General features: G+C 72.3%; 17 protein-coding genes. 3 read left to right on the forward strand and 14 right to left on the reverse strand.

Annotated features, from left to right (window positions below; translation table 11 throughout):
- Nucleotide 1: 1 nt before the first annotated feature.
- The 3 genes from E4T13_RS17875 to E4T13_RS17885 form a co-directional block, all read right to left on the reverse strand.
- Nucleotides 2–751: an electron transfer flavoprotein subunit beta/FixA family protein gene (locus E4T13_RS17875; RefSeq protein ID WP_137179637.1), complete on the reverse strand. Its 750-nt coding sequence runs from the start codon at nt 749–751 to the stop codon at nt 2–4.
- Nucleotides 752–880: 129 nt separating this feature from the next.
- Nucleotides 881–1,078 carry a twin transmembrane helix small protein gene (locus tag E4T13_RS17880; protein ID WP_137179638.1) on the reverse strand — a complete coding sequence of 66 codons (198 nt, stop codon included), beginning with the start codon at nt 1,076–1,078 and terminating at the stop codon, nt 881–883.
- Nucleotides 1,079–1,119: 41 nt separating this feature from the next.
- The gene (locus tag E4T13_RS17885) at nt 1,120–2,322 is read right to left on the reverse strand and encodes an MFS transporter (protein ID WP_137179639.1); all 1,203 of its coding nucleotides are present in this window, start codon (nt 2,320–2,322) and stop codon (nt 1,120–1,122) included.
- A gap of 96 nt (nt 2,323–2,418) precedes the next feature.
- On the opposite strand from E4T13_RS17885, the gene E4T13_RS17890 reads away from it, so the two are divergent.
- From E4T13_RS17890 to E4T13_RS17900, 3 genes are all read left to right on the forward strand, one after another.
- The gene (locus E4T13_RS17890; RefSeq protein ID WP_137180019.1) at nt 2,419–4,761 is read left to right on the forward strand and encodes a mechanosensitive ion channel family protein; all 2,343 of its coding nucleotides are present in this window, start codon (nt 2,419–2,421) and stop codon (nt 4,759–4,761) included.
- 125 nt (nt 4,762–4,886) lie between these two features.
- The gene (locus E4T13_RS17895) at nt 4,887–5,168 is read left to right on the forward strand and encodes a hypothetical protein (RefSeq protein ID WP_137179640.1); all 282 of its coding nucleotides are present in this window, start codon (nt 4,887–4,889) and stop codon (nt 5,166–5,168) included.
- A gap of 199 nt (nt 5,169–5,367) precedes the next feature.
- A complete protein-coding gene (locus E4T13_RS17900) occupies nt 5,368–5,610 on the forward strand; it encodes a YqaE/Pmp3 family membrane protein (RefSeq protein ID WP_137179641.1) in 243 nt (80 codons plus the stop codon).
- Here the strand turns inward: E4T13_RS17900 and E4T13_RS17905 are convergent.
- The 11 genes from E4T13_RS17905 to E4T13_RS17955 all read right to left on the reverse strand — a co-directional run bounded on the left by E4T13_RS17905 (nt 5,582) and on the right by E4T13_RS17955 (nt 14,332).
- Entirely contained in the window at nt 5,582–6,364 is a 783-nt protein-coding gene (locus tag E4T13_RS17905; protein ID WP_137179642.1) for an ABC transporter ATP-binding protein, read from the reverse strand. The genes E4T13_RS17900 and E4T13_RS17905 overlap by 29 nt on opposite strands.
- Nucleotides 6,361–7,455, reverse strand: a complete 1,095-nt coding sequence (locus E4T13_RS17910) for an ABC transporter substrate-binding protein (RefSeq protein ID WP_137179643.1) — start codon at nt 7,453–7,455, stop codon at nt 6,361–6,363. Before E4T13_RS17910 ends, E4T13_RS17905 begins: the two co-directional genes overlap by 4 nt.
- Nucleotides 7,456–7,475: 20 nt before the next feature.
- The gene (locus tag E4T13_RS17915; protein WP_240791181.1) at nt 7,476–8,543 is read right to left on the reverse strand and encodes an iron ABC transporter permease; all 1,068 of its coding nucleotides are present in this window, start codon (nt 8,541–8,543) and stop codon (nt 7,476–7,478) included.
- Nucleotides 8,540–9,226, reverse strand: coding sequence for a hypothetical protein (locus E4T13_RS17920; protein WP_137179644.1), 687 nt, complete (start codon nt 9,224–9,226; stop codon nt 8,540–8,542). The genes E4T13_RS17915 and E4T13_RS17920 overlap by 4 nt, the downstream gene beginning before the upstream one ends.
- The gene (locus E4T13_RS17925; RefSeq protein ID WP_170985059.1) at nt 9,223–10,308 is read right to left on the reverse strand and encodes an MbnH family di-heme enzyme; all 1,086 of its coding nucleotides are present in this window, start codon (nt 10,306–10,308) and stop codon (nt 9,223–9,225) included. Before E4T13_RS17925 ends, E4T13_RS17920 begins: the two co-directional genes overlap by 4 nt.
- Entirely contained in the window at nt 10,308–11,198 is an 891-nt protein-coding gene (locus E4T13_RS17930; RefSeq protein ID WP_137179646.1) for an MbnP family copper-binding protein, read from the reverse strand. Before E4T13_RS17930 ends, E4T13_RS17925 begins: the two co-directional genes overlap by 1 nt.
- Nucleotides 11,199–11,216: 18 nt before the next feature.
- On the reverse strand, nt 11,217–11,684 hold the full coding sequence (locus E4T13_RS17935) for a copper chaperone PCu(A)C (RefSeq protein ID WP_137179647.1): 468 nt from the start codon (nt 11,682–11,684) through the stop codon (nt 11,217–11,219).
- Nucleotides 11,685–11,710: 26 nt separating this feature from the next.
- Nucleotides 11,711–12,025, reverse strand: coding sequence for a hypothetical protein (locus tag E4T13_RS17940; RefSeq protein ID WP_137179648.1), 315 nt, complete (start codon nt 12,023–12,025; stop codon nt 11,711–11,713).
- 50 nt (nt 12,026–12,075) lie between these two features.
- Nucleotides 12,076–13,203, reverse strand: a complete 1,128-nt coding sequence (locus tag E4T13_RS17945) for an ABC transporter substrate-binding protein (RefSeq protein WP_137179649.1) — start codon at nt 13,201–13,203, stop codon at nt 12,076–12,078.
- 66 nt (nt 13,204–13,269) lie between these two features.
- Nucleotides 13,270–13,644, reverse strand: a complete 375-nt coding sequence (locus E4T13_RS17950) for a DUF2946 family protein (protein ID WP_137179650.1) — start codon at nt 13,642–13,644, stop codon at nt 13,270–13,272.
- A 52-nt stretch (nt 13,645–13,696) separates the two neighbouring features.
- Nucleotides 13,697–14,332 (reverse strand): glutathione S-transferase family protein, encoded by a 636-nt coding sequence (locus E4T13_RS17955; RefSeq protein WP_137179651.1) that lies wholly within the window; start codon nt 14,330–14,332, stop codon nt 13,697–13,699.
- Nucleotides 14,333–14,359: the final 27 nt, after the last annotated feature.

The following is a 14,359-nucleotide window of genomic DNA, read 5'->3' on the forward strand; positions in this document are numbered from 1 at the left end:
GTCAGATCACCTTCGCCTCGTTGCGGAGCTTCTGGACCAGCTCCTGCACGGAGCCCACCTTCACGCCCGCCTGGCGCTTCGGCGGCTCCTCCACCTTCAGCACGGTCAGGCGGGGCGTGACGTCCACGCCCAGGTCGCCCGGCTTCACCGTCTCGATCGGCTTCTTGCGCGCCTTCATGATGTTGGGCAGCGAGGCATAGCGCGGCTCGTTCAGGCGCAGGTCGGCGGTGACGATGGCCGGCAAGGTCAGCGCCACCGTCTCCAGCCCGCCATCCACCTCGCGCGTCACCTTCGCGCTGCCATCGGCGATCTCGACCTTGCTGGCGAAGGTGCCCTGGCCCCAGCCCAGCAGGGCCGCCAGCATCTGGCCGGTGGCGTTCATGTCGTCGTCGATGGCCTGCTTGCCCATCAGCACGATCTGCGGCGATTCCTTCGCCACCAGCGCCTTCAGGATCTTCGCGACGGCGAGGGGTTCGACCGTCCCCTCGGCCTCCACCAGGATGCCGCGGTCGGCACCCATCGCCAGCGCGGTGCGGATCTGCTCGGCCGCGGCGGCGGGGCCCACGGAGACGGCGACGATTTCGGTCGCCACGCCCTTCTCCTTCAGGCGGACGGCTTCCTCGACCGCGATCTCGTCGAAGGGGTTCATGGACATCTTGACGTTCGCCGTCTCGACGCCCGTCCCGTCCGACTTCACCCGAACCTTCACGTTGTAGTCCACCACCCGCTTCACGGGGACGAGGATCTTCATCGGTCAACGGATCCCTTGGTCATGCGGGCAGGAGCCACCGGCGTGCCGGGCCTGCCGCCGGCCGCAGGGGCGGCCGCGAAACGGCCGGACCATAGGTCCGGGAACCCGGCCGGGCAAGGCAGGGTGGCCTCAGCCGCGCATCGCCAGCAGCAGCAGGGCAAACAGGATGATGGTGAGGAACTGCAGCCCCACCCGCCATCGCATCAGCAGGTTGGACCGGGCGCCGCCGCCATGCTCGCTGCGCACCAGGCCGGCCATGCCAGCGAGCATCACACCGAGCGTGGCCAGCATGGAGACCACGACAAGAGCCTTGAGGACCGTCACCATGCCCGAAAGATGGCAGGTTCGCGCCGGGCGGCAACCCGCGCTCAGCGCCGGGGCGAGGTGGCGATGGCGAAGGCCCCGCCCAGCGTGGCGACCACGCAGAGCAGGAAGCCCGCCGAATAGCCCCCGGTCAGGGCCACCAATCCCGTGAAGGCGGGCGGCGCCACCAGCATGGTCACGCCGAAGGCGAAGGACAGCGCCGCGGTGGCGGCACCCACCTGGCCGGGCGGCGCGATCCGTGCGGCCTCGGCCAGCATCACCCCGTTCCAGCCGACCGCCGTCGCCCCCATCACGATGCCTGCCAGCACCACCGGCAGCACCGGCCAGCCGGGGCCGGACGCCGCCAGCACCAGCCCCGCCATCGCGGCCAGCAGGCCGCAGGCCAGCAGCACCGGGCGCGCCCCGTGGCGGTCGGCGAGCAGCGCCCAGGCGATGCGGCCCACCACCCCCGCAGCCTGGGCCAGCGCCAGCCGCAGCCCGGCCTCGGCCAGCGGCGTGCCGAGCGTCGCGACCTGGAACACGACGAAGAAGGTCAGGAAGCAGAACTGGGCCACCCCGAAGCCGCAGGACATCAGCGTCAGATGCCGCAGCGCGGCGTCCCGCCGCAGCATCCAGACCGAGCCCGATGCCTCCCGCGCCAGGGCCCCCAGGCCGCCCGCGCCGGCGCCCCGGTCGCGCCCGGAATCCAGCCCGGCGCGCAGCGGTTGCAGGCAGGCCGCGACGAGGAAGGCGGCGGTCGCGATGGTCAGCACGCCGGCCCGCCAGCCGCCGATCGCGGCGGCCGCCGGCGCGACGGCGGCCACCATCATGGCGCCGGCCGGCACCCCCGCCTGCTTCAGGCTGAATACCAGGGCGCGGCGCCGCGGCGGGGTGCGCGCGGCGATCAGGTGGCTGCTGCCGGGCGTGATCGGGCCGTGGCCCATCCCCGCCACGAAGGCGGACAGTGCCAGCGCCCAGGGCTGCCCGATCGTGGCCAGCGCGATGCCGCAGCCCACCACCAGCAGACCGCACTGCAGCACCCGGACGCCGCCATGGCGCCGTACAAGCGGTCCGGTCAGCGGCGCGGAGACCAGCGTCCCGGCATAGGCCAGCGCGGTATGGAAGCCGGCCAGACTCGCCGGGAGGCCGGTCTCGGCAGCAATGGCGGGCGCCAGCACCGGCACGGTCAGGAAGGCGCCCATGCCGGCCAGATGGACTGACAGCAGCGCCAACATCAGCGTGAGGAGGGAGGGGCCGCCGGCTTGCACGGCCTTGATCCTGTGGCCGGTCTTGCTGCGCTGCAACAGGGAGTCCCGCGCGCCAGGGTTGACCCGGTGGGGCTGGCGCGGTTCACCCCGGCGTTGATGGCCCTCCTCCGCTTCCTGCTGCTCCTGCTGGCCGTATCGGCCGCGCCGGCGCTTGCCCAGGTCCCGACGCCGGAGGCGGCGAATGCTGCCGACCCGGCCGCGCCGGCTGCCCCTGCCGCGTCGCGGCCGTCCGACCTCGACCGGCTGATCGAGGTGCTGCGCGACGATGCGCGGCGGGCGGAGTTCCTTCGCGCGCTGGATGCGGCGCGGGCCGCGCCGGCAGCGGCCGCGCAGGACGGGACCGCCCCGGCCGCCGCCGCCCCGGCCGCTCCGCCCGCCGCTGCCGAGCAGCCCGCGCCGGCGGTGGATCCCGCGATCCTTGCGCCCAATACGCTGGGCGCGCAGTTGCTGATGGGCGCGCAGCAGCGGCTCCAGGCACTGACGGAGAGCCTGGTCGCGACCGCGGAGGCGCTGACGGATATCCAGGGCGTGGCGGTCTGGGCGTCCGGCATGGTGCGCGACCCCGTCACCCAGGCCCGGATCCTCGACGCCGCGTGGAAGCTGGCGCTGGTGTTCGGCCTCGGCCTCCTCGCCGAATGGTTGATGGGTCGCGCGCTGCGCCGCTGGTCCGACCGGCTGGACGCCATGGCGCCGGAATCCGGCAATGTCTGGACCTGGATGCGCCGCATCCCGCTGGTGATGGCGCGCTTCGTGCTGGACCTCATCCCGGTCGCCGCCTTCGTGGTCGTCTCCTACGGGATGATCGGCTATGTGCGGCCGCTGCCGACGACCGAGCTCGTGCTGCTCACCGCCAACAACGCCTACATGGCGCTGCGCGTGATCATGGCCGGGTCGCGGATGCTGTTCTCGCCGGCATCCACGCATCTGCGGCTGGTGCAGGTGCAGGACGAGACCGCCGCCTACATCACCATCTGGGTGCGGCGGGTCGTGGTGGTCGCGCTGCTCGGCTACGCCATTGCCGAATCCGGGCTGCTCTTCGGCCTGCCCTGGAGCGCCTATGACGCGATCCTGCGGGTCTCGCTGCTGATCGTCTCGATCCTGCTGCTCATCGTCATCCTGCAGAATCGCCAGCCCGTGGCGGATGCGCTGCGCGCCAAGCCGTTGAACGAGGGCGAGACGGCGGATCGCACCCGGCGACTGCTGCGCGGCCTGCGCGACCGGCTGGCCGAGGTCTGGCACCTTCTGGCGATCCTGTGGCTGTTCGCGCTCTGGGGTGTCTGGGCGCTCGAGATCCGCGACGGCTTCGAGCGGCTGATCCGCGGTTCCGTCCTGACCGTCGTGATCCTGGGGCTGGCGAAGCTGGCGGATGTGCTGGTGCGCCGCCTGGTGACCCGCGGATTCCGCATCGGACCCGACATGGCGCGGCGCTATCCGGGGCTGGAGGCGCGGGCGAACCGCTACCTGCCGATGCTCAAGGGTTTCGCGAGCGGCTTCATCGGCTGCGTCGCGCTGCTCTTCCTGCTGGAGGCCTGGGGCCTGGAGGCGTTCTCCTGGTTCGGGCGCGGCCAGCTCGGCGCGCGGCTGCTGGGCTCGCTGGTGTCCATGACGCTGACCATCGTGGTGGCGGTGGCGATCTGGGAATTCTCCAACGCCGCGATCCAGCGCCACCTGACGAAGCTGTCGCGCGATGCGCAGGCGGCGCGATCGGCCCGCGTGCGCACGCTGCTGCCGATGCTGCGCACGCTGCTCTCGGCCACCATCATCGTCTTCGTCGCGCTGAACATCCTGACCGAGATCGGGGTGAACGTCGCGCCGCTGATCGCGGGCGCCGGCGTGATCGGCCTCGCGATCGGCTTCGGTTCGCAGACCCTGGTGCGCGACGTCATCACCGGCATCTTCCTGCTGTTCGAGGATGCGGTCGCGGTGGGCGACGTGGTGCAGCTTTCCGGCCTGTCGGGCGTGGTGGAGCAGCTCTCGATCCGCTCCATCAAGCTGCGCGCGATGGATGGCAGCGTGCACATCATCCCCTTCAGCGCCGTCACCACGGTGACGAACATGACGCGGGACTTCGGCTTCGCCGTGCTCGACGTCAGCGTCGCCTATGGCGAGGACACCGACCGCGTCACCGAGGTGCTGCGCGAAATCGCGACGGAGATCCGCACCGACGCGAGGCTCGGTCCGCAGATCCGCGACGACCTGGAGGTGCTGGGCGTGGAGCGCCTGGCGGATTCCGGCGTGGTGATCCGCGCGCGGATCAAGACCGATCCCTCCGCCCGCTGGAGCGTGGGGCGCGAGTTCAACCGGCGGATCAAGCAGCGCTTCGACAAGCTCGGCATCGAGATCCCCTATCCGCACCAGAAGCTGGTGATCGAGGGCGGCAAGCATCCGGCGACGGAGGACTTTCCCGAGACGCCGGGCCGCGCTAAGGAAGACGGGTGATGCATTTCCGGATCCTCACGGGTCGAATTAGCGGCCCGGCCGCCTGACACGCAGCGCCCTGCGGGGTGCGGCCGAACGCGGCCGGGTGCCTGCCAGTCCCGTCACACAGATCCGGAACCCCCGCCATGTCCGATGCCTTCGAGGAGCCGCTTGTCGCGGCCCGCTTCACCGTCACCGCCGAGGCCTCGCCCGGCCTGCTCTCCCGCGTGCTGGAGCCCTTCGCCAAGCGCGACCTGACGCCCGACAGCGTGCGCGCCACACGCGACGGGGAGGCGATGCGCGCGGAGGTCGCGCTCACCGCCATGCCGCTCGGCATGGTGCATCTCGTGGCCGGCAATCTGGGCCAGATCATCGGGGTGCGGCGGGTGGAGGCGATGGAAGGCCGGGTGGTGCGCCTAGCCGCCTGAGGCGGCGCGTCACGCCACGATGACCACGCGCTGACCGCCCGCCCGCGCAGGGCGCGGCAGCACCGGCGGCCTCCGAGCCTTGCGGGAGCCGCCGATTGGCTTTCGGGCGTTTTCATTCTGGGCGCGATCGCGCTGATGCTGCACGCCGCGCTTGGGCGGTGACATTGAATCGCGGACATGCCGAGGCCATCTGCATGGCATGTCGTACCTCCTCGCAATCGTGCTGCCGCCGCTGGCGATCCTGCTGCAGGGGCGCCCGTTCCAGGCGGTGTTCAACGGCCTGCTCTGGCTCGGCGGGCTGCTCTTCATCCTGCTGCCCTTCGTGGCCGGCCAGGCCGCCTGGCTGATCGCCGTGATCTGGGCTGTCGCGGTGGTCTATAACCGCCGCCAGGATGCGCGTGACCGCCGCCTCATCAATGAGGCGCTGCGCCAGCGCGGATAGGCTCGGCAGGCACAGGAAGGGCTGCCAGCGGCAGGATCGCCGGGCAACCGGACGCCGCCGGCAGCACCTCCGCCTCCACGGCATAGACCTCCGCCAGGGTGGCGGCCGTCAGCACCGCGGCCGGCGTACCGATGGCCGCCAGCCGACCTGCCGCGAGCAGCGCGACCCGGTCGGCGAAGCGCGCGGCCAGGTTGAGGTCGTGCAGCGCCACCAGCACGCCCGCGCCCTCCTCCGCCGCCAGGCGCCGCAGCAGCGCGAGCAGCGCAAGCTGGTTGCGCAGGTCCAGCGCGCTCGTCGGCTCGTCCAGCAGCAGCAGCCCCGGCTCTCCGCAGAGACGCTGCGCGAGGAAGACAAGCTGCCTTTGCCCGCCCGACAGTTCCGAGAGCAGCCGCGGCGCAAGCTGCGCGATGCCGAGCCGGTCCAGCGCCGCCGCGGCGCGCGCCACCTCCTCCGCCGGCACACGCAGGCCGAGCCGGCGCAGCCGCCCGAGCAGCACGGTCTCCAGCACCGTCAGCGCGCTGCGCGCGGCGTTGTCCTGCGGCATGAAGCCGAGCCGCGTGCCCGGCTGCAGCGCCACGCTGCCCGCATGCCGCTGCAGCCCCGCCACCGCGCGCATCAGCGTGGACTTGCCGGATCCGTTCGGGCCGAGCAGCGCCACCACCTCCCCCGCGGCGACGGAGAAGGAGACGTCCGCGAGCGCCGGATGCGCGCCGTAGCGGACGCCGACGCCCGCCAGCGCCAGGCGCGGGGTCATGCCAAGCTGGCCACCCAGCTTCCGTCGAGCGGCACGGGCAGCCAGTCGCGGTGCCACCGCGCCAACTCGGCGACGGGATCGAGGTTGCCGAACAGGTCGGGATGGATCTGGCGTGCGATGAACTGCATGCCGATGAAGTCCATCAGGCTGCGCGCAAGGCCCGATTCCGCGACCGCGATGCGCCTGTCGCGCACTGCCGGCAGCCCTGCCCAGCCCGGCCGCGCCATGTAGGGACGCAGCGAGCCCTGCGCCTCGGCCTCGCTTACGCCGTAGCCGGCGCGCGCGGAGCCGGGACGGTTCGCCCAGGTTGCGCCGACGATCAGCACCTGCTCCGGCGCGGCCGCCAGCACCGCTTCCGCGGGGAGCGGCGCGAAGCCCGGCGGGATGCGGCCCTCGGCTATGTTCAGGCCGCCGACGAACTGCACCATCCGGCCCCACATCGTGCCGGCGTAGCTGTTGCCGATTGTGCCGGGCCCGCCGCTGCCGATCTCGACATAGACGGACGGGCGGCGCGTGGCGCGCGCGGCGCGGACGAGCAGGTCCTGCAGCCGCGCGTCGTACAGCGCGGCCAGCGCCTCCGCCCGTTCGCCCTGCCCGGTGGCGGCGCCGAGCGCGAGCGTGCTGGTGCGATGCAGCTCCGCCGTCTGCGCGTTGTAGTCGACGGCCAGGATGGCGACACCCGCGGCTTCCAGCTTCGCCATCACGTCGGGCTGCGCGCGCATGCCGAAGCTGTGGATCACGAACAGGTCGGGCCGCAGCGCCAGGATGCGCTCGGCCGAGAGGCTCTGGTTCTCCGCCGCGCCGATGTCGGGCAGGCTCTCGAGCCCCGGGATTACAGGCAGGTAGTGGCGCCACACCGCGGGGCGGTTGATCGCCCATTGCCGGCGGTTGAAGCCGACCACGCGGTCCCAGGCACCGGGGCCGGCGACCGCGGTGTACTCCTCGAAGTTGAAGCCGAGCACGATACGCTCGGCGGGGCGCGCCAGGCTCACGCGGCGTCCGGCCGCATCGGTGAGGGCGATGGCGGCGCGCGCGGGCAGCCCCGGCGCAGCGAGCGCGGCGGCCAGCAGAAAACGGCGGGCGATGCGCATGGCGTTGGTCTCCTCCTGTGTCACCAATGTCGCCGCCGCGAGGCCAAGATCAGCCAGGCGAAGAAGGGCACGCCGATCAGCGCGGTGACGATGCCGATGGGGAACAGCGCGCCGGGCGAGACGGTCTTGCTCGCGACCGAGGCGGCGGAGAGCAGCACCGCGCCGGCCAGCGCCGCGCCGGGCAGCAGCACGCGCTGGTCCTCGCCGAGAAGCATGCGCGCGACATGCGGCGCGACCAGGCCCACGAAGCCGATGGTGCCGACGAAGGCCACCGCGACGCCGGTCGCGACCGAGACGAAGACGAAGCCGCGCAGCCGCACCGCGCGCACCTTGACGCCGAGCGCCGCGGCGCGCTCGTCGCCGAGGCGCATCGCCGTCAGCGCCCAGGCATCGCGCAGCATCAGCGGCGTCGCCACCGCCAGCACCGCGGCGACGAGGCCGAGCTTCGGCCAGGTGGCGCGCTGCAGGCTGCCGAACAGCCAGAACACCACCTGCTGCAGCGCCTCCGGCGAGGCGACGAATTGCAGCAGGGCGAGCAGCGCCTGGAACAGGAACATCAGCGCGATGCCGGCAAGCACCAGCGTCTCCGCCGTCGCGCCGCGCAGGCCGCCGAGCGCCCACACCGCCATGCAGGCCAGCCCCGCGAACAGGAATGCGGAAGCCGGCACGGCATAGGCTTCCGCGATCGGCAGCCCGGCGCCCAGCACGATCACCAGCGCCGCGCCGAATCCGGCGCCGGCGGAGACGCCGAGCGTGTAGCTCGATGCCAGCGGATTGTTCAGGATGGTCTGCATCACTGCGCCGGTGAGGCCCAGCGCGGCGCCGACGAGCAGCGCCATCAGCGCAACCGGCAGGCGGATCGTCCAGACGATGGCATCCACCATCGGATCGCGCACGGTGCCGAACAGCGAGGCGGCGACCACGCCCGGGCGCAGCATCGCCGGCCCCGTCGCGATGTCCGCGATCAGCGTGACGCCGAGCGCGAGCAGCCCCGCCGCGAGCATGGCGGTGCGGCGCGCCGCGAGGCGGCCCCAGGCGGCCTGCGCCTCCGCGGCGGTGGCGGCAAAAGCGGGCGCCCCGGCGTTCACGCGGCGCGCGCCCCGGTGGTGCGGGAATCGTTGGCGGCATCCTGCGCGCGCCGCGCCGGTTCGCGATGCTGCACATCGGTCTGCGCCGCCCACCAGGTCAGGGCGATGATCGCCACGAAGGCGAGCGGGATCAGCGCGAGCACCGCCCAGAACAGCACCCAGGGCGTCCAGTAGTAGGCCAGCAGCACCAGCGCCATGGCGATGTTCGCGATGCTCAGCAGGATGGTGTGGGCCGCGTCGTCCTCGCGCCCCGGCCTGGCTTCGGCGTGCGGCGCGGCGCGGATCTCGCCCGGTTCCACCGGAGCGCGTGCGACGAGACGGGCGAAGCCCGCCATCACCAGCGTGCCCGCCAGCGCGAGGCTGGGCTCAAGGAAGCCTTCTCCGCGTTCGATCAGCCAGGCGATGCCGGCGCCGCCCACCAGCAGGATCGCCAACGGCAGCAGCGCGGCAAGACGCGCGGCGACGCCGAAGCGCGAGGGCGCGCCCATGGAATCGCCGAGCTGGCGCAGGTTCTGGATCCAGAACAGCCCGGCCAGCGGCAGCGACGCGGCGAGCAGCACGGCGCCCACGCCCACGGGCATGCCGGCCAGCCCACCGCCGGGGCCGAGCAGCGCCATCCCACCCCACAGGACGAAGGGCGTCAGCATGAAGATGGCGATGGCGAAGGGAACCCAGCGGCTCATCGTGCGGCGTGCTCCTCCTGCGGCGCCGTCCAGGGATCGGACCAGCGCGGATCGGTGGTGACGGCGTGGTCCGTCAGGCTCTCGAGGAAGGCGATCAGGTCGGCCCGCTCGCGCGGCGAGAGCCTGAAGCCTGCCAGCAAGGGTGAGGTGTGCGGCCCGCGTCGGCGTCCGCCGCGCTCGTAGTGGCGGATCACCGCGTCCAGCGTCGCCATGCTGCCGTCATGCATGTAGGGCGCGGTCAGCGTCACGTTGCGTAGCGAGGGCGTGCGGAACGCGCCCATCTGGCGCGGATCGCCGGTTTGTTCGCCGATGCCGCCGCTGCGCGCCACGCCGGTGTCGTGGAAGCCGCGCTCCGGCGCCATCAGGCCGGCGTGCATGACGTTGTCGCTGAACAGCAAGCCGCCATGGCAGTGGTAGCATTCCAATCGCTCACCGAAGAACAGCCGCTCGCCGCGTTTCGCCGCGGCGCTGATGGCGCTGGGCTCGCCGCCCCAGCGGTAGCGGTCATAGGGGCTGTCGAAGGCGGCGATGGAACGCTGGAAGGCCGCCAGCGCGCGCGTCACCGTCTCCAGCGTGATCGCGCCGGCGCGGTCGGGAAACGTCGCGGCAAAGAGCGGCGGATAGCGCGGCTCGGCAGCCAGGCGCGCGAAGAGCATCTCCTCCCGCCCGGACATGCCCATCTCCACGGGATGGTCGCCGAAGATCGGGATCAGCGCATGCGTCTCGAGCCGCGTCTGGCCCGGATTGGCCCAGGTCAGCACCGGTGCCCAGGCAAGGTTCACCAGGCTCATCGGGTTCTTCTGCCCGGGAGATCCGTCCACGCCGGGCATGGTCGCGCGATCAACGGTGAAGGCGCGCGCCTGCTCGTGGCAGGTCGCGCAGGACATGGTGCCGTCGCGCGACAGGCGCGCGTCGTGGAACAGATGCCGGCCGAGCTCGACCTCCGCCGCGGTCAGCGCGCGGTCGAGCGCGGGCGGCGGCACCCAGGCCGGCACGCGCCATTCCCACAGCGTGGTGGTGGCGGTGCCGGCCCAGGTGGCGCACAGCAGTGAGGCCGCCGCGAGGATGGCCGCGATACGCATCAGCGCGCCGCCTGACGCACCGGTTGGCTGCGGAAGAAGCGCTGCTCGCCGGCCGGCACATCCATGTAGGGCAGGCCGAGCGCGGGCAGCACGGTGCGGCATTCCGGATCGTTCAGGAAGGACATGCAGCCGGGCGGCGTGCCCTGCGTGTTGCGCGCGATGTCCACCTGCGCGAGTACCGGCGCGACATCCGCGATCACCGGCATGCTCAGCGGATCGAAGCCGGTCAGCGTGACGACCGGGCGGTTCGGGTTGCGGCAGTCGCGCCCGGGCTGGGTCGGCGCGGCAGCCGCGCATTGGGTGCTGCCGAGATGCAGCGCGAAGCCGCCTTCGCCCGCCGCGCCGCCATGCGAAGCAGAGCCCGGCGCCGCCGGCATCGTGCCGCCGACCTGAAGGTCCACCTTCACGAATTTGTAGCCGTTCTGCCAGTTCCAGAACATCGCCGTCAGGTTGAAGGGGCTCGGCGCGACCGTGGCGTCCTGGTGGTTGTGGCGTTCGGGAACGCCCAGGGTGAAGCGGATGCCGGTGTAGCTGCCGGCCGGCACCGTGCCGCGCACCGCCTCGTTCACCGGGGCGTTGCCGCCCTGCGCGCAGGGGCCCTGGCCGTTCTCGAAATCCAGCAGCGCGACGCCGTCGCGCTGCCAGGGGCTTTCGCTCATCGCCAGCTTCGCGGCGCTGCCATCGGCGCGCAGCAGCTCCACGTCATGCACGTAGAAGCGGTAATCCATCGGCGTCGCGGTGGCGCGCGTGCTGCCGAGGCCGGGATAGCTCTGGCCGCAGGCGAAGGCGGCGCCGTTCACCTGGGCGGCGAAGCGGATCGCCACCTCCTGCTGCGCCAGCGCGGGCGTCGCGCCGAGCATCAGGATGGCGAGCGCGGAGGTACGGATCATGGCGGTCCTCCGTCTCGCTCAGTGATGATGGCTGCCGCTGGCGCCGGCAGATTCGATGGCGAGCATCACGTTCACCTCGCCCGCGCGCTCGAAGCGCAGCGTCAGCGGCACTTCCTGGCCCTGGCGCAGCGGCTCGTTCAGGCCGATCAGCATCACATGCAGCCCGCCGGGCCGCAGCCGCACGGTCTGCCCGGCCGGCACGGGAATGTCGGCGACCGGGCGCATGCGCATCACGTCGCCGTCGCGCACATGGGTGTGCAACTCCACCACGCGGGCGATCGGCGTGCTGGCGGAGAGCAGCTTGTCCGCCTGCCCGCCGGTGTTGCGGATGGTCATGAAGCCGGCGCCATTGCCGTTGGCGCCGGCGGCGCGGGTCCAGGGATGGCCGATGCGCAGGTCGCCGGCGGTGTAGTCATGCGCGAACGCTGGCGCGGCGATGGTGGCAAGGCTCGCGCCGAGCAGCGTACGGCGGGTCAGGGTGGACATGGCGTCTTCCTTTTCTGGTGATGGGTTCAGAGGGTGCTGGCGGGGCGCGCGCCGCGCGCCTCGATTCGGCCGGCGAGGCGCGCGATCTCCACGGCCTGCCGCGCGCCGGCGACCGGGTCGCCGACATCGCAGGCATCCCCCGCGGCCAGGATCGCCGCGGCAATGGCCCGTGCTTCGTCGGCGGTCGCCTGCGGCAGCGCGGCGCGCGCGATCGCTGCCGCGGGATCCACCGCGGCGCGGCAGATCGCCGTGATCTCGGCTTCCATCGCTTCCGGGTCGCAGGCGCGCGCCAGTGGCGGCGCGGCGACCAACAGGGCTGCGAGCACGATGGCGCGGTGCATGGCGGTCATCCTTTCGTAGCGTCGGGTGGCTCGGGGTGCGCGGACGTGGCTCAGCCGCGCCAGGGCAGCATCCAGGTGCCGGAGAAGGGCACCGGCAGGTAGCGCGCGTGGTATTCCGCCAGCGCCGCCACCGGATCGGCATCCTCGAAGGCGCCGGGCCAGAGCCGCTTGGCGATGTAGAGCGTCGCGGTGTCGTCGAAGAGCGTGCGGCACAGGCCGTGTTCCACGGCGTGCAGCTCGTTGTTGCGGATCGCCGCGAGGCCCTGCCAGGCCGGGCGCTGCGCATAGGGCGCGAGCGAAGCGCGCGTGACCTCCGGCGGCATGTCGTAGCCGGTCTTCACCGCTTGTGGCCGGTTCACCCAGGAGGAGCCGGCGATGAAGACGAAGTCCGGGTTCGCCGCCAGCACCGTCTCCGCCGCCAGCGGGCCCCAGGGTCCCGCCAGCTTGCCGTCGGCGATGTTGTCCGCGCCGATGGTGGTGGCGAGCTTGCCCCACATCGTGCCGGAATAGCTGTTGCCGATCGTGCCGGCGCCGGCCTGGCCCAGCTCGAAATGCACCTTCGGCTTCGTCGCGCCGCGCACGCGCGCGATGCGCTCCTGCATGCCTTCCATGTTCCGGCGGTAGCGCTCGGCCAGTGCCTCGGCGCGGTCCGGCGTGCCCATCGCGGCGCCCAGCGCGCGGGTGGAGGCGACGTGCCGTTCGATGGTCTGGGCGTTGTAGTCGATGACGAGGATCGGGATGCCCGCGCCCTCGATCTGCGCACGCGCCGTCTCCGCCGCGACCCAGGACCAGTATGGCATCACCAGCAGATCGGGCCGCAGCGCGATCACCTTCTCGGCGGCGAAGGTGCCCTCATCGGTGCTGCCGACATCGGGCATCGCGCCGAGGTTCGGGATCAGCGGGCGGTAGCGGCTGAAGATCGCCGGGCGCCAGCCTTCCCAGACGTAGCGGTTCATGCCGACCACGCGCTGCCAGCCCTCCAGGCCAGCGACGGCGGTGAATTCCTCGTAGTTGAACATCACCACGACGCGCCGCGGCGCGGCGGCAATGGGCACCTCTCGGCCCAGCGCATCGGTCACGCGGCGGGCCTGGGCGAAGGCGGGAAGCGGGATCGTGGCGGCCAGCGCCGCGCCAAGCAGGCGGCGGCGCGTGGCGCGCGCAGTGAAGGCGGATGACATGCGCAACATCTCCTGGACGAACGGACACACCCCGCGCCGAAGCCGGCGCGGGGCGAGGACGGGACGTCAGGAGAGGGCGGGTGGTCCGGTTGGCCGATAGGGCGGCGCGCGCGCCGGCGGCGGCGGCGCGGCGACGATCCGCAGTTCCGGCACCGGCGCCGGAAGCACCTGCGGCAGGGGAAGCTCCGGCGGCGCCGCGAGCACGAATTGCGCGGGCGCCAGGCAGGCCGGGCAGGTGACCGGCCCGTCGGCGTGATCGTGATCCGTCGTGCCGTCGTGATGGCCGAGATCGACGGAAACCAGCCCGTCCGCGGTGCAGATCAGCACCTCGAAGCTCGCCGAGGCGCGCGCCAGCACAAGGCAATGCGCCATCGCAAGGCTGCTCTGCAGGCAGAGCGCCAGTGCGATCAGCAGCCGCAGGATGGGGCGGTTCAGCGCCATGGGCGGACCGGTCGTGGCACGACCGGCCGTTCCGGGCAAGGGCTGTCGCGGGTCAGCCCAGCTTGGGCCGCGTCTTCACCACGCTCGGGCGGGCGTTCATCTTCTCCCACCAGGCGGAGAGCTTGGGCCTGGCGGCGAAGGCGGCGCCGCCTTCCTTCGTCATGCGCAGATAGTCCACGACGGGCACCAGGTGCAGGTCGGCCAGCGTGACCGCGCCGCCGCAGAGCAGGTCGCCCGCGGCGAGCCCCTCCAGCACGTCCAGCGCCTTCTTCGCGCCGGCCAGCCCTTCGGCGGCGATCTCGGCATTCGGCGTGCCGCCCTGCATCGGCACGACCACCTCCTGCCAGACCAGCTTCCCGAGCATCATGGGATAGGCGTAGCTGTCCACGATGCCGCAGATCTGCGTCATGCGCGCGCGCGCCTTCACGTCAGCGGGCTGCAGCGCCGGGCCGGGAAATGCCTCGTCGATGTAGCGGGTGATGGCCAGCGTCTCGAACAGCGCGAAGCCGTCATGCTCGAAGGCCGGCACCTTGCCCCAGGGCTGCCGCGCCAGATGCTCGGGCGCCTGCCCCTTGCCGGTGAACAGGTCCACGTCCTGCTGCTGGTAGGCGACGCCCTTCTCCTCCAGCGCGAGCAGCGCGGTGCGGGCATAGGTGGAATAGCCGGGGCCATACAGGATCACGGGCATGGAGATGTCCTCTGCAGGGAGGCCGGC

Source organism: Roseomonas sp. AR75 (assembly GCF_005222815.1).
Classification (GTDB): Bacteria; Pseudomonadota; Alphaproteobacteria; order Acetobacterales; family Acetobacteraceae; genus Falsiroseomonas.